Consider the following 15,635-nt stretch of genomic DNA (forward strand, 5'->3'; position numbering starts at 1 on the left):
TTTGTACCCTACCACTTATAAATTTTCTTTAATTCTATTGATAGCTTCAAATAATCTTTCATTTGGAACGGATAAAGATAGACGGAAATAGCCCTCACCAGAAGGACCAAAAGCATTTCCAGGTGTAAGGATAACGCCAGTTTTTTCGAGCACCTTCGTAACAAATTCAGAAGATGTGTAACCTTCTGGGACTTGCGCCCATATGAAGAAGCTTCCTTTAGGTGGATGGACCTTTATTCCAATAGACGCTAAGCCCTCTATCGTTGCGTCCATCCTTTCTTTATATATGCTATTATGTTCGGCAATACAACTTTGATCACTGTTTAGCGCAAAAGCTGCCGCCTTTTGAACCGCTGTAAATTGACCGGTATCTGTATTACTTTTGAGTATAGTAAGCGCTTTAATAATTTCTTTATTTCCAACAACGTATCCGATTCGCAGTCCGGTCATATTATATGTTTTGGAAAATGAACCAAACTCAACCGCAACATCTTTTGCCCCCGCCACTTGGAGAATACTTGGGGCTGTATAACCCGAAAAGGTAACCATATTATAAGCAGAATCATGTGCGATCGGGATGCCGTGTTTTATGGAAAATGCAACAGCTCGGTTGAAGAATTCTATGTCAACAGTAGCTGAAGTTGGATTTCCTGGATAATTTAGAAACATAAGTTTCGATTGTTCCAAGATATGCTGAGGAATTAAACTAAAATCCGGTTCGAAATTGTTTTCCTTTAACAAAGGCATATCATAATACTGACCATTTGCTAGTAAAGTAGCCATTCTGTATACAGGATAGCTCGGATCTGGTATTAATACGTAATCACCAGGATCAATGAGTGCAGGGATTAAATGCGCAATCCCTTCCTTGGATCCTATTAGCGCCAAAATTTCCGTTTCAGGATCAAGATCTACATTGTATTGTCTTGAATAAAAATCGGCTACCGCTTGCCTATATTCTACACACCCTATAAAACTAGGATATTTAAAATTACTCGGCTCTTTCAGTTCTTCCGCTAATTTATCCACGATATGGGGAGGTGTCGGAAGATCAGGATCACCGATTCCCAGATCGATAACATCAACTCCCGCCTTCATCATTGCAGCTTTTTTCTTATTGATTTCTGCAAACAAATAAGGTGGAATTTGCCCCATTCGATTCGATTGATAATTCACAAAGTCACCTACCTTTTTTGAATTTTCATCTAACTAACTGTATTCCTACTTCCAATTTACAGATTTCCAACGACCAATACTATAGTTGTATTGCACAAAGATCCGCTCAAAAACATAAGGAAATTTCATATATATTGTACATATAGGAAAACATGACTCATAAAACATCACTTCTACTTAAAAGATTTTTGAAATAACAAAAAACTACTATTTGCTAAAATCATGGAGGTAGGTATCATGATCACAATTACTACAAATGAAATCAGCTCCGTCATTGGATTAAATGGAACAAAGACATTAAAAATATATTGCATGAATTTCCAAAGAATGATGAATATAACTACTGATAATAAAAAAAGCATTAGTTTAGCTGTAATATCTCTCATTTCCCCCCTCTTTTCGTTAACAAAGTACAGATGCTATTTGTCGCAGTTGAAGAGAACATTAAAGCAGTGCAACACTATCCTGTTTAGACGATGAAACCTGTTTGCCCTTCGTCATTTCAACGGAACAGAATACTATTTCTGAAAAAAACAAAAAAGAAAATTGCCACACCTGGTAATAGGTTATGCACACTAACTGCAAAAAAATGATAACTTATCTTATATATAATTTCTGGATGCAATTTAAATTTCCCTTCCTCAACACTCACTTAAAGTAACTTCACCAACACAGTAAAAAGCGGATTTTAGTTACACTTCACCTGTCATTACGTTATAATAGCAGCGTATATTAAAAAAGACTGCTCGGTGCGACAACACCAAACAGTCTTGTAATAAAATAGTATCGCTTCAAAGGCGATCAGCAATTAGGACGAGTAAACCTTCCCATGCTTGCTAGGCTTCAGGGGCGGTTTACTTTTTTTCTTTGGAAAAAGTAAGAATGTAAACAACTCGTTTATTACGTATTTGTCTACATTCTTAAAATGTTTATATTTGAAAGTCAATTAACCGATAAGGGTTTTAATTATTTCCTTTGTAATTGATGGAATGATCTCAGTTGAGTATTCAATTTCCATACGTTCATATCGTTTGTGCGCATCATAACCATACGGTCCAATATTAATAGCAGGTACATTTATCTCTTTTATGTCCTCATAATTTACGTAATGCTTTGTACCCMAAGCAGGATTATTATTAATCACTGATTGGATAGATTTTTCATCATCTTTCAAAGCAACACAACTCATGTCGCAAATATAAGGGAAATAATTTTTAGAAACAATTGGGTATTTGTATTGCGGTTGCACGGTTTCTATAGCCTGATCTAAAGCGGAGATCAGATTTTCTTCGTTTTGATTTTTACCTGTAAGGTCCAAGCAAGGTGAATAAAGGGATGAATAAAGCAAAATAATTGCTGGACTTTGATCTTTCATCCATTTCCATTCCTCTTCCACAACCCTAGCTGCGAACATTCTCGTATCTAAGCTATCGTCTAGTAGTAAATTCGCTTTAAATTTATTCATATGTTCTACAAAAACATTCCCATGTTCTTCTTTTAATGATTTCGTCATTTCTTCGTACAAAATTACTCTTGATTTCCATGGTAATTGCTTGAAAGGTTGCTCACTTAGTTTACAAAAACTTTCATATCGTTCATTTAAAGTTTTGATAGCGTTTTCAAAAGCGGTTACTGCTTGTTCCGTAAGTTTGGTTAAAACCTCTTGAGGAGACCATGAATGCACGAATAGATTAAAATATACATAAGCCGAAAGTGCAGTTTGCACTGTATAGTTAGGTTTTAAATCCATTTGCTTTAAAGAAATTGGAGGAGCAGGTGTTTCACCTAAATGGCGATCACATAATTCCGGATTATAGCTAATTTGTCTTGTTAATTCCGCTGCAATATAATTTGGATCTAATCCCTCGAAGGCAGAACCAACATGTGTTTCCGCTCCAGTAATGAAAAAAGAAGGAAGTAATTTACCAACAGTTCCCTTATAAATATAACGATTCACATCCCCGTCATATAAAGGAGAAACAAAATCCGAATTTATTAGTCCTATATATTCGAAATTACGCTCTTCTTTCCATTTTTTCAAATCTTTAAGTCCTGATAAAACACCTTTGGAACTTACCTCTTCGTCACATTCAGAAAAGAAAACTAGATTTCCAGCTAATTCCTCTGGGTGTTCAGAGAAATATTTTAGCAGTGACATATGGCTAGCTACACCACTTTTCATGTCTAATACACCTCTACCAAAATACCATTCTCCTGAGTCTAGCTGTTTTTTTACTAAATGTGGGAGTTGTTCATCTTGTAATTTTATCATTAGCTCTTCTGGATTACATGCAACATTTTTTAAATTTGTATAATCATCGATACCAACTGTATCTAGATGCCCCATTAGGATAACTGTTTTTTTGTTACTTTTCTCCTTTGTGCCTTCTACAAATGCCAAGACATTATATCTTTCCAATTGGTCTTCACTTGTTTTTGAAAGTATTACTTGGTCAGGTTTTTGGAGAAAATAAGGCATCTCAGCAATCATTTTATATATTTTCTTAGCCGCATCGATTTCGCCTGACGTTTCTACAATACTTTCCACTTTTACAAGTTCTTCCGTCAATTTTAATACTTCATTTTTTATAGAAATCATAATTCATACTCCTTTTCTGGACACTTTACATACTAGACTTATTATATCATTAAGAGAAGGCTTTCTTTTTTAATTTTCTGCCTACTCCTCCCGTATCTAATCTTTTCTCAAGGTAATTGAGTAATAGAGTGAATATTAATACTAATGCTAAATAATAGAAACCTACAACTAAGTAAGTCTCAAATGGCATATAGTTTTCAGCTGAGGCTGTTAGTGCATGACTGAATAGCTCTGTAACAGCAATATATGCAACAAGAGAAGAATCTTTAAGACCGATGATAAATTGATTACCTAATGCAGGAATCGCTCGTTTGAAAGCTTGAGGCAAAATTATCGTACTCATTGTTAAAGGTGCAGTCATTCCAAGCGATCGTGCTGCCTCGTTTTGACCTCTATCAACAGATTGGATTGCCCCTCTGAAAATTTCTGCTAAATATGCACCAGAATGAATCCCTAATGCAACCGCACCAGCGATAAAATCACTTAAAACAATAACACTGGAAATTCCGTAATACAGAAACATGATTAATACTATTAATGGAAGACCACGAACTATAAAGATATAGAAATCAGCTAGTTTCACAAGTATCCAAATATTCGATACTTTAAAGAAGGCAAATACTAATCCTATTACAGTTGCAATTACTAAAGAAACAGCTGTTATAGATATCGTTATAGTAGTTGCTTCTAAAAAAGCAATTCCATGTTTTTGGATAATGGACACAATACTTTCGATGAATTTCATTGTAAGTTATCTCCTTTACAAAGGGATCATATAGTTACTCTTTTAGTCCTCCATTATATTTACACCAAACCATTTCATACTTATTTTTTCGTAAGTACCATCTTCTATAATTTCAGCAATCGCTTCATTAATCTTATCTAATAAAGCTTGATGATCTTTATTAATTGCTACAGCAATTTCTTCTCTATTTAGAACACCATCTACCGTTTTTATTTTCATTCCCTGTTCCTTGATAGCGGAGACTCCCACAATTTTATCAGTAATGACTGCATCGATACGTCCTGGTATTAAATCTTGTAAAGCAAATATTTCACTTGGGTATCCTTTCACTTCGTTCGATAATGTTTCTGCTACTTCTTTATGTGTGCTTGCTTGCATTACACCAACTGACTTCTCACCCAAATCATCCTTGGATTTAACGGTGTCGTTTGTTTCTGCGACGAAAATTTGTGCACCGGAAATGTAATATGGGTCAGAAAAGTCAACTTGTTTTAATCGTTCTTCTGTAGCAGTCATACTTCCTATGATTACATCATATTTATTTCCTTTTAACCCTTGAAGTATTGTTTCCCAAGGATTTGTTACCGGATTTGGTTCGAGCCCAATACGTTTTGCAATTTCGGTTCCAATTTCAACATCAAAGCCAACAAGTTTGTCATTATCCTTATAGTTTAATGGTTTAAGTAACCCACTCATCGCAAAAGTTAGTTTTCCATCATGCACTAATTTCAAGTCCTCTTCACTATCTTTCACGTCAGCACTTGCATTCGATGAATCTTCCTTGATACCGCATCCTGCTAATAACAAAATAAGAGTTGTGCATAATATCATTACAGCGAATAAAGAATTCTTTTTCATCATTTTTCCTCCATCTCAATATTTACAAACTATTTGTTATTTCTTATAAAACTTTCGATAGAAATGCCTTTGTTCGTTCATGTTGAGGTTTACTGAATAATTGGGTTGGGCAGGCCTCCTCGATGATATAGCCTTCATCCATAAAAATTACACGATCCCCTACCTCACGCGCAAACCCCATTTCATGCGTAACAACAACCATTGTCATTCCTTCTTTGGCAAGTTCTTTCATCACATTTAGAACTTCTCCAACCATTTCAGGATCGAGTGCAGAAGTCGGTTCATCGAAAAGCATTACTTTTGGTTCCATTGCAAGTGATCTAGCTATTGCAATCCTTTGTTTTTGCCCTCCGGAAAGCGAGTCAGGATAAGCTTCTGCTTTATCAACTAAGCCCAACTTTTCAAGAAGACCATATGCTATCTCTTCTGCTTCTTTTCTGCTTTTTTTTCGTATTTTCATAGGGGCAATAATAATATTCTCTAAAACTGTCTTGTGGGGGAATAGATTGAACTGCTGAAAAATCATCCCGATATCTTCTCGTACTTTATTAATATTAATTTTTTTATCTGTAAGATTAATTTCATTTAATAGAATGGTTCCAGAAGTTGTCTCTTCTAATTTGTTTAAACAACGCAAAAATGTTGATTTTCCTGATCCAGAAGGTCCTATGACAACAACTACTTCTTTTGGATTTATTTCCACATTTATATCTTTTAGTACTTCTAAATCCCCAAAAGATTTTTTCAAGTTCTTCACTTTTATCACGTGAGACACCACCTTACTTTTAATATCAATGACTCCCCATTAACAGGCTATATAGATGCGTTAATGGGGAGAAAACCTTATGACTTTATTTTTTCTATTTCTTTACTCTTTTTTAAATACGATCTCCATGTAATTGCCCATTTTTCAGGGTTTTCAAAGAAATCTTGCTCATCTACTCGGTGAATAGTGCTATTATAAGGTGCATTTTTTACTATTTCAGGATTTTCATAGGCTTCATTTGCAATATGTGTTAATGAAGCAATGTACTCATCTAAATCTGATTTAGATGTTGACTCTGTTGGTTCAAGCGTAAACGGCTCAGGTACCACATATGGATGATGGCTGGTCCAATACTGGTGTGCGAAATCAGCCATTCTCCTTGAGATATCATCAGTTGTTACCCCTGTTTCTCTCGCCAACTGTTCCCAGCTATACCGCACTTGCTCCAATCGTTGACCATTAATATATGGAGCACTCGCACCACGAATTTTTTGAATATGATGATACAGGTAATTGTTATTCAAGACAGCGATTTCAGCTACATCTTTTAATCCTTCTGCACCAAGTGAACGAATCCAGGCATATGCACGGACGACCATTTGAGGCACTCCCTGAAATGAACGAACTTTTCCAATGCTGTGCTTCATATCACTATTTAAGATATATTGATCTCCTTGTTTTTCAACAATAGGACCAGGCAAAAACTCTTTTAATTTTGTAACTACACCTAGCGCCCCTGTTGCAGGGCCACCGCATGCGTGTGGTGTAGAGAATGTTTTATGAAGATTGAAGAAACACATATCAAATCCTGCCTCTTTGGCTCTCGTAATTCCTAACAAACCGTTTGCATTCGCTTGATCGTAATAGCAAATACCTCCTGCATCTCGAACTACTTTTGTAAATTCTTTAATACGCGTATTGTAAATACCTGTATCCTCAGGATTCGCAACGACAAAACCTGCTGTACGCTCAGACACAACTTCTTTTAACTTTTCAAGATCAGGAAAGCCATCTTTATCGGGATATAGTGTAATAATTTTATATCCTTTTACAGCTGCAGTTGCAGCTTGAGATGGGTGTGAAAAGATAGTTGTTATAATTTCGTCTCGTTGCTCGCCTTCCCCATTACTTTCATGGTAAGCACGAACAATGGAAGCCATCGTAAACAATGACTGAGTCCCACTTCCCGGCTGAAATGAAAAGTGATTCATACCAGAAATTTCTCTCATGCATAGATCCAATTTATGTGTTACTTCTAAAAGACCCTGCACTGTACTAACGTCTTGTAGTGGATGAAGCTCTGTCATTTTAGGAGATGATGCGATTTCTTCATTCACTTTAGGTGAATATTTCATTGTACAAGTACCTTGACCTATCTCAACGTTAAAAGCTGCTCCTAGTGTTTCCTGAGAAAGTCTTAGGTAATGTCGAAGAACTCTATTTTGCGAAATTTCAGGTAGTTTAGGTGCCGACTTTCTTATTAATGATGCAGGTAGAGCCGATATCCCATCACCTACACAATCTACAATTTCACACTCAACCTCCGGAAGCGTGACACCTCTTTCACCACTGTTATGAAGTTCAAAAATAACCGGTTCATCCCATTTTGCCTGATGAAAATTTCGCACTTTATGTTCACGATTTATTTTTTGCATCGTCAATCATCCTTTTCTATTTATTTCCCTTTGAATTTAAGCACTGTTTAATATTTGAAACGAGGTAGTCTATATCATCTTTTGTATGAATTTCTGTAATACAGAATAGAGCACTTTGTTGTAATTCAGGAAAATCTTCCGAAAGGTCCTTCCCTCCAAAAATTCCGTTATCAAGCAAATACTTATTAATCTCTTTAACTGACTTTCCTGTATAAGAGAAGTCAACAACGAATTCTTTAAAACTAGTAGACTCAAATCGTGATGCAACGACATTTKGAATACTACCTATCTGTTGCATTGCATATTGAGATTTTTGCATTATAGATTTACCTAGTTCATACATTCCATCTGGTCCCATTAGGGATAAATAAACTCCCGCAGTAATTCCCCAAAGCGCTGTCTGTGTACCAACAGATTCTTTTCCTTTTTCTCTTTGTGCAAAGGAAGTTCGATCATAGTAGACATCTCCAAACCCATATTCACCTTCTACAACTGTAGGTGCAATTCCAAATAATCTGGATGGGTATTCTTGCACAAATTTGATATCATCGTGGGTTGCAATGAACCCTGATTGACCACCACCATAGTTCATATGCATTCCTAGTGGTTGAAGGTCACCACAAACAATATCAGCACCATAGTGACTAGGTGGTTCGACAATACCTAGAGAGCTTGGATCCACTCCAACAATTGTTATAGCTCCTTGTTTTTTTGCGAGTTTACTAATTTGTTGACCTTGTGTTTCTAAAAATCCTAAGTAGGAAGGATTTTCAAAGTAGACAGCAGCTGTATTAGACGAAAGCTTTTTTTCCAAATTTTCCAGATCAATTTGTCCAGAGTCTTCTTTATAGTCAATCAAATGGACATTTAAATTTGGTGAGCAATAGTTTTTAATTACTTTTAACCTATCAGGAGATATTGTTTTAGGTAGTAATACATCCGTTCGATTTGTAATTCTACCTGCCATGCGAATCGATGTAGAAGCTGCTTGCGCCCAGTCAAAGGTCGGTACATTGACAACATCCATATCAACTAATTCAGCCATTAAACTCTGATACTCAAAAAGTGCCTGATATCGACCATGGTCTTCATATGGATCTCCAGCATAACCAGTTAAAAATTCGGCACGAGAATTGATTTCATCACAAATTGCAGGGACAAAATGATTCCAACAACCAGCACCTAAAAAGTTCAAATACTCAGTCGTACTAACATTTTTTGACATCAACCTATTCATATATCTGCGAAGTTCATGCTCTGAAAGCGCTTTCGGAATATCCATGTCTTCACGGTAATGCAGCTCCTCTGGAATCCCAGCAAATAGCTCCTCAACTTTCTTTACTCCAATATCTTTTAACATTTGCTCTTTGATTTCAGGTACTGTATTTGGAATATAAGGATGTGCAACTTTTTTCAATTCTTTCATAACAATTTCCTCCTCATTTATTATGCTAGGCCTCCGCCATCAACTGTAAGAACTGTTCCCGTCACCCAAGAAGCCATATCACTAGCCAAGAACAGTACACCTTTCCCGATATCTAATGGGGTTCCAATTCTATTTAGTGGTCTATCAACTGCAGAAGATGCTAAAAAAGTATCCTCATCATGTTTTAATTGTTTTGCTTCATCTCTTAAGAGAGGTGTGTCTGTATCCCCTGGACAAATACAATTCACTCGAATATTTTGTGGCCCATGATCAATAGCCATTGCTTTTGTTAAATTCACAACACCTGCTTTTGCCGCACAGTAGGACGCTGCCAAGTCTCCACCTTTCAATCCCCATCCTGACCCAGTATTAACGATACTTCCCCCACCGTTTTTATCCATGATAGGAATAATATATTTTGATAGAAGAAATGCCCCTTTTAAAGAAACATTTAATACTAAATCCCAATCTTCTTCTGTATGATCGACTACCGTTTTTCGGCGAATGACTCCTGCATTATTAAAAAGTACATCAATTTTACCGAAGTCATCTTCAATTTTTTTAGCAGTTGCTTTGCAGTCTTCCGAAGATGTTACGTTGCATTTGTAAAATTTTGCGTTTACGTCTTTACTATTTATATCTGCAGCAACTTTTTTTCCTTGCTCTTCGTTAATGTCTATTAAGGCTACTGAAGCCCCAAGTTCCGCAAATAAATTTGCAGTAGCTAAACCTATCCCAGATGCAGCACCTGTAATAGCTACTACTTTATTTTTTATCCCTAATAAGTCTTCGTAATTCAAATTCAGTCCTCCCCTTTCTACGTAAATAATATTGCAATTTGTATGCCAACTTTTAAATTTAAAAAATATATATTAAACAAAGAAGATTGCTAACTCGTAGAAATAATCACCTGAATAATTAGTGACATAGATGACAAAAGGTTCGCTATTTTGTCATCTATGTCATTTCTATTAAACTTTTGAGATTATGCTAGCTCTCCACCATCAATTGGAATATGTTGTCCTGTAATATACTTCGCTTCTGAAGATGCTAAGAAAGCAAATAATCCAGCAACCTCTTCAGGTTGAGCATGTCGTTTTAATGGAATTTTCTCATTTACCTGCTCTAATGCTTCTGGGGTATATTCCGCAATTTGCATTGGAGTAAGTACATACCCTGGACAAACTGTATTCACACGAATTGTTGGTGCTAATTCCAATGCCATAGTTCGTGCTAAAAGATTCACACCAGCTTTAGATGCATTGTAATCCGCATAATTGGGGTGACCAACTAAACCATTAGTAGAAGCTGTCATTAAAATAACTCCATTTTCTTGTTTAATCATTCTTTTTGCTGCTTCTTGTGCAGCATAAAATATACCATTCAGATTAACTCCAATTACTTTATTCCATTGTTCCGGAGTGATATCAAGAAAACTAGATCGTACACTTATGCCGGCATTAGCAATAAGAATATCTATAGCGCCATTCAAGTGATCAATCTTTAAAAATGCATCACGTACGCTTTCGTAATTACTTACATCAGCAACGATTCCATGTTTAATATTCGGATACTCACTCAATATTCTATCTAACGATTCTTTATTGTTATCAATAATAGTGACAATAGCTTCTTCATCTGCAAATCGAAGAGCAGTAGCCAAACCAATTCCACTCGCGCCTCCCGTTATAACAACACTTTTATTTCTTAGACTTTCTTGATAATTGCTCATGTTTGAATCCACCTTTCGTATTTCAGCATATTATTTTGTTTAAAGATTACATTGTTAGTAATTTCCTCATCTACTTCCTCCATAATTATTCAAGGTACAAATATTTTTGCACCGCTGAATTTTCTGAAACTGTATATACATATCAACTATGCAATTTCTATGCCAACAAGAGTAGATGAACTACAAGGCTGATGATAAATAGGAAATAAGTCAAAATCAAAAGGGATAACAGTAAAATCCTTATGACACTATTGACAAAAGACATGACATGACATAATCATTATTTTATCGTTGATAATTCCGAATTTTATGAATACAATTAATTTTTAATGGAGATAAATTTATAGGGGTGATTTAGTGATTTTACTAAGTTCAATTTCAAAAGTGATTCAAGCATTTTCAGGACTTCTACAAGTCGATATTGCCTGTTTTGATAAAGCGGGGCGTTTAATAGCCGCTACCGAGGATTATATTAACCAAAAAGGAATGAAGGTACATGCTCCTTTTTTTGATAAAATATACGGAAATCACATCACTCTACTTCATCAGCCAGGTGATATGAAAATGTGTGAAGGATGCCATTTTTTTAATAATTGCCCTTCGAAAGCAGAACTTATTCAAGATATGATGTTAAATGGTGAAAAGTTTGGATATCTTTCATTCGTTAGTCTATCCCATCAAAATAAAAGTGTGTTAATTGAACAAAAAGACTTCTACACTGAATGGTTAACTCGTTTAAAAGATATCATTATATCCATTTTGAGGGATTCTAATGAATTTAAAAGCAACCTATCTCCTATTTATACTTCAGGTAACTATATTTTTGGAAACAGTCAAGCATTTAAACATATTACAGAATTAGTGAAGAAAATACGAAATAGTACATCTACAATACTCATTACAGGTGAGACCGGTACTGGGAAAAGTATGTTGGCAAAGTATATTCATGAAAATAGCACAGTGAGTAGCGGACCCCTAGTAGAAATAAACTGTGCAAGTATACCAGAGAGTTTATTTGAAAGTGAATTATTTGGTTACGATAGCGGTGCGTTTACAAACGCTAAAAAGGGTGGCAAAAAAGGCTATTTTGAATCTGCGGATAACGGAACATTATTCTTAGATGAAATTGCAGAGCTTCCCATCCACTTACAATCTAAGCTATTGAAAGTTTTACAAGATGGGATAATCCAACGGGTTGGCGGAACTAGTATCAAAAAGGTTAATGCAAGGATAATCGCCGCTACAAATCAACCACTGGAAGAATTAATACAAGAAAAAAAGTTTAGATCAGACCTATTTTATCGTTTAAACGTGATTCCAATTACGATACCACCTTTAAGAGAAAGGCTATTAGATTTGCCTTTACTAGTAGAAGAAATGAAAGAAAACTTGAGACATAGATCCGGTAAACATTTTAACTCATGTACTAATGGTTTTATGGAAGTGCTATCTAGCTACCACTGGCCAGGTAATTTAAGAGAACTTGAAAACGTTATCGAATATAGTATGAATTTTGAATCAGAAAATCATTTAAGTGAACAATCACTTCCCCCATACCTTTTAGCATGTTGCACAGATGTTCAGAGCCCACCAAAGAATGTAGATTTAGTAGATGCAGAAAGAGAGATAATAACCCAAAAACTTAATGTCTATGGGTCCGATTACAATGGAAAGCAACAGGTTGCAAAGGATTTAGGAGTTAGTATTCGAACACTTTATCGAAAGTTGGAAAAGCATCAAATTCTGTCCTGATTAACTTTATCTCATAATATTAGCGTCAATTGAATGGCATAAAGCTATAAGTATTTCTCAATAGTTCTGCTGGTATTATGCCATTCAATATTTCCACTCTCAATTGCTATACAATAGAATATTTATTCAAGAAGATATTTTAGAGGATCAGATGATGATGAAAGAATTCATTGATCCGTCCACAAGTGAAGAGATGTAACCAAGAAAGCGAAAAAATAGAACAACTTTAGTGGTCATGTGAATGCGGTGTCCTGTTGGCGCACCTTTTCAGTATGCCTTTAGACATGGGCTCTAGTATCCCGGTGCTTAACGCGCAGAGAAAGAAGCTAGGACATAACTAACCTGCCCTTTATAAAAAGCCAAATTATTTTTAATTTATGTAAGCAATAAAAATCGAAAACCCAATTTTTACGAAACAATAAATTTGAGTTTCAAGGATAGTTCGTTTTTTTATTTACTGAATTCTTTTAGTCCCAACTTCACTGATTTAATACATTGTAAACCTGAACTGATTGAAGAATTACTGACCAAAAACACTAAATCCAAGCTATTCTATTGGTGAAATTTGTAAAAGTGTAAGTCGGATAACCATTTAAGTTTCTTGCATAGAACACTGCAGTTGCCGTCTTAAAAAATAAATATATTAATCCCCAAACTTTAAAACCTAGAGTAGCGATAAGAAGAAATGCTAAAGGTAAAATCAGTATGGATGATAATAAAAGTAAGTGTGATTTTGTTTTATTATTAATTGTTACCGAAGTTAAAATAACAAGTGGGAGTAATTATTAATGTTAAAAATCACTGCATGAAACAACTATAACCTATCATAAAATAAATCGGTCGCTATCATCACTCTAGATATAAACAAAATTATTTTCTTAATCTCATTAAATTACTACCATTAACATCCGTTGTAAATCCGAACTTTTCATAGTAGCCAACTAATCTATCAGGACAGTAAAGTTCCAGCCTATCGACTTCTCGAACAAGCGGATGTTCCAAGATGTAGTTCATTAAAATCGTACCTATTCCATTATTTCTGAAATTTTCTTGAGCCATCACATCAAATATAAACGCCCTATATATAGTGTCAGTAATTACTCTAGCAAATCCTACTAATTCTTCCGTTTCATTATTAATCAAACCTATCACTACACTACTGTTGTTCACCATTTTTCTAATTTCCGGAAGCTCACGATGCTGCGTCCACCATTCGTTTTTAAATAATCTTTGTAATTCTATTAATTGATTTTCGTCTAACTTCTCTACAATTCCATAATTCATCTTAGAGTAGCTCCTTTAAATCGGTTTTACTATGACTTTACTACTTTTCCGAAGTCAGTCTATTTAAAATGATTCGCATGGAACTCAACTTTTTTGTGCGAAACGCATTTTACACAAAGACCAATTCAATGTAATGTTTTGAATTTCATCAGATATATCCCATGAATTATCGACCAATCGTAACTCCACATTTCCTGCAATCATTTTGTTATACGCGATTTAGACATATAGTAAGCACTTACAGTGAATAACTGATTGATCTCGCCTGTTGCAATCATAGCTTCCATATCATGTAAATCAACCAAATGTACATCAATAAATTCTGTAGGATCTAGTTCTTGATCAAAGGCCTCAAATGCATCAACGATTAAAAAAGTAATTACTTTATTCGTTTGTGTTGCCGGATTAACATAAAACTCCCCTAATAATATAGGCTTCTCTTCTGAAATAAATCCCGCTTCTTCTCTTATCTCTCTTAATATAGCGTCTTCATACGTTTCATCTTCCTCAGGTTTACCAGCAGGTATTTCTAAAAAGAATTCTTGTGCAGCATATCTATACTGTTTTACTAGGACAATCTTTTTCTCTTTTGTGAGAACGATTGCATTGACCCAATCTGCATATTCGTTGACGTAATAATTCTCTATTATTTGCCCATCCGGCAGTTCACAATCATCTCTCCTCAAATTTCCAAATGGTGTTTTAAAGACATAGCTTGAATCAAGTGTTTTCCATCTGTTCATCTAATATTCTCCTAACGATTTATACTACTTTGTTTATAATTAGCCGCAACAACAGCCACTGAATTTTTAAACACCGACTTTGGAATACCGTTCTACTCTGCTAAAAAAATTCATACAAACCTTCATCAAAATACGTAAACTCTTCTGATGTTATAGTTTGAAGTCCATAGCCTTTATAAAATGCATCGATCATTTCTTGACTGTTTCGAATAGACCGGGTAGCTAGTGCAATATCATAACGTGGATCTCCATATGCAGCTGCAGCCAAATCAATCAACATATGTACCTTTCCATTTAAAACGAGCACATTATCAATTGTACAATCACCATGAATAAGCGTTTGTTTAGAAGGTATAGGTTTTTGCTTTTTTAATTTCTCAAGTAATGCTTGATCACCATCTACATCATAGTTTTGCAAATTATATGTAGCAACCTCTAATTGTTGATCTAACCAAGGTGTTTCTGTAACCCATGAAGCAGGTGGTTGTGTTTCGTGTAATTGCTTTAAGAGCACACCGAAACTTTCCATTATTTCAAGTTTTCCTGAATCGTGCAAAGTTTGTTGGAGAGCTTCCCTTAATGGAATTCCATTTTCCCGACTCATGAGTAAATAGCTCTCATCTGTCGTTTCAGTAAATTGATAGAAAATAGGAATTGGCAAGTTTGTAACTTCATTTAGGTAGTTCATTGCATCTGCTTCCTTTTTCAGCCAATCCCGATAAGGTGACTTTTTTGCAATCTTGCAAACAAATTGTCCGTTATCAGTATGTAAGAATATTACTTCTGAAGTTGCCCCTTGCCTTTTGGGAAATGAAAATGACTGTACTTTACTTAATATTGGTTCAAAAAATGCTGAAATCGTCGGATTTATATGTTGATTCATAGGTAGCTCCTTTCAG

14 protein-coding genes are annotated in these 15,635 nt (G+C 35.2%); 1 reads left to right on the forward strand and 13 read right to left on the reverse strand.

Translation table 11 applies throughout. The features are described 5' to 3' along the window. Positions 1–15: 15 nt before the first annotated feature. The 10 genes from AC1DFT_RS01185 to AC1DFT_RS01230 form a co-directional block, all read right to left on the reverse strand. Positions 16–1,176, reverse strand: a complete 1,161-nt coding sequence (locus tag AC1DFT_RS01185; RefSeq protein ID WP_477916838.1) for an LL-diaminopimelate aminotransferase — start codon at positions 1,174–1,176, stop codon at positions 16–18. Positions 1,177–1,349: 173 nt separating this feature from the next. Beyond that, positions 1,350–1,562, reverse strand: a complete 213-nt coding sequence (locus AC1DFT_RS01190) for a hypothetical protein (RefSeq protein WP_477916840.1) — start codon at positions 1,560–1,562, stop codon at positions 1,350–1,352. 560 nt (positions 1,563–2,122) lie between these two features. Next, complete coding sequence (locus AC1DFT_RS01195; RefSeq protein ID WP_477916842.1) at positions 2,123–3,775, reverse strand: M20/M25/M40 family metallo-hydrolase; 1,653 nt, start codon at positions 3,773–3,775, stop codon at positions 2,123–2,125. Between the two features lie 49 nt (positions 3,776–3,824). Continuing rightward, positions 3,825–4,520 (reverse strand): amino acid ABC transporter permease, encoded by a 696-nt coding sequence (locus AC1DFT_RS01200; RefSeq protein ID WP_477916843.1) that lies wholly within the window; start codon positions 4,518–4,520, stop codon positions 3,825–3,827. A gap of 42 nt (positions 4,521–4,562) precedes the next feature. After that, on the reverse strand, positions 4,563–5,378 hold the full coding sequence (locus tag AC1DFT_RS01205) for a transporter substrate-binding domain-containing protein (protein WP_477916845.1): 816 nt from the start codon (positions 5,376–5,378) through the stop codon (positions 4,563–4,565). A gap of 43 nt (positions 5,379–5,421) precedes the next feature. Further along, positions 5,422–6,144: an amino acid ABC transporter ATP-binding protein gene (locus AC1DFT_RS01210; protein WP_477916847.1), complete on the reverse strand. Its 723-nt coding sequence runs from the start codon at positions 6,142–6,144 to the stop codon at positions 5,422–5,424. 77 nt (positions 6,145–6,221) lie between these two features. Beyond that, positions 6,222–7,799: an aminomethyl-transferring glycine dehydrogenase subunit GcvPB gene (gcvPB, locus tag AC1DFT_RS01215; RefSeq protein WP_477916848.1), complete on the reverse strand. Its 1,578-nt coding sequence runs from the start codon at positions 7,797–7,799 to the stop codon at positions 6,222–6,224. Positions 7,800–7,815: 16 nt separating this feature from the next. After that, positions 7,816–9,216: an aminomethyl-transferring glycine dehydrogenase subunit GcvPA gene (gene gcvPA / locus AC1DFT_RS01220; protein WP_477916969.1), complete on the reverse strand. Its 1,401-nt coding sequence runs from the start codon at positions 9,214–9,216 to the stop codon at positions 7,816–7,818. A gap of 29 nt (positions 9,217–9,245) precedes the next feature. Next, positions 9,246–10,025 carry an SDR family NAD(P)-dependent oxidoreductase gene (locus AC1DFT_RS01225; protein ID WP_477916850.1) on the reverse strand — a complete coding sequence of 260 codons (780 nt, stop codon included), beginning with the start codon at positions 10,023–10,025 and terminating at the stop codon, positions 9,246–9,248. Positions 10,026–10,210: 185 nt separating this feature from the next. Further along, complete coding sequence (locus AC1DFT_RS01230; RefSeq protein ID WP_477916851.1) at positions 10,211–10,957, reverse strand: SDR family NAD(P)-dependent oxidoreductase; 747 nt, start codon at positions 10,955–10,957, stop codon at positions 10,211–10,213. Positions 10,958–11,314: 357 nt separating this feature from the next. On the opposite strand from AC1DFT_RS01230, the gene AC1DFT_RS01235 reads away from it, so the two are divergent. Next, entirely contained in the window at positions 11,315–12,709 is a 1,395-nt protein-coding gene (locus tag AC1DFT_RS01235) for a sigma-54 interaction domain-containing protein (RefSeq protein WP_477916853.1), read from the forward strand. 870 nt (positions 12,710–13,579) lie between these two features. Here AC1DFT_RS01235 and AC1DFT_RS01240 read toward each other — a convergent pair. The 3 genes from AC1DFT_RS01240 to AC1DFT_RS01250 form a co-directional block, all read right to left on the reverse strand. After that, entirely contained in the window at positions 13,580–13,993 is a 414-nt protein-coding gene (locus tag AC1DFT_RS01240) for a GNAT family N-acetyltransferase (protein ID WP_477916855.1), read from the reverse strand. A gap of 200 nt (positions 13,994–14,193) precedes the next feature. Further along, entirely contained in the window at positions 14,194–14,736 is a 543-nt protein-coding gene (locus tag AC1DFT_RS01245) for an NUDIX hydrolase (RefSeq protein ID WP_477916857.1), read from the reverse strand. A gap of 100 nt (positions 14,737–14,836) precedes the next feature. Next, a complete protein-coding gene (locus tag AC1DFT_RS01250) occupies positions 14,837–15,619 on the reverse strand; it encodes an aminoglycoside phosphotransferase family protein (protein ID WP_477916859.1) in 783 nt (260 codons plus the stop codon). Positions 15,620–15,635 lie beyond the last annotated feature (16 nt).

The sequence above is a fragment of the Psychrobacillus sp. 05T411 genome, from assembly GCF_056396485.1.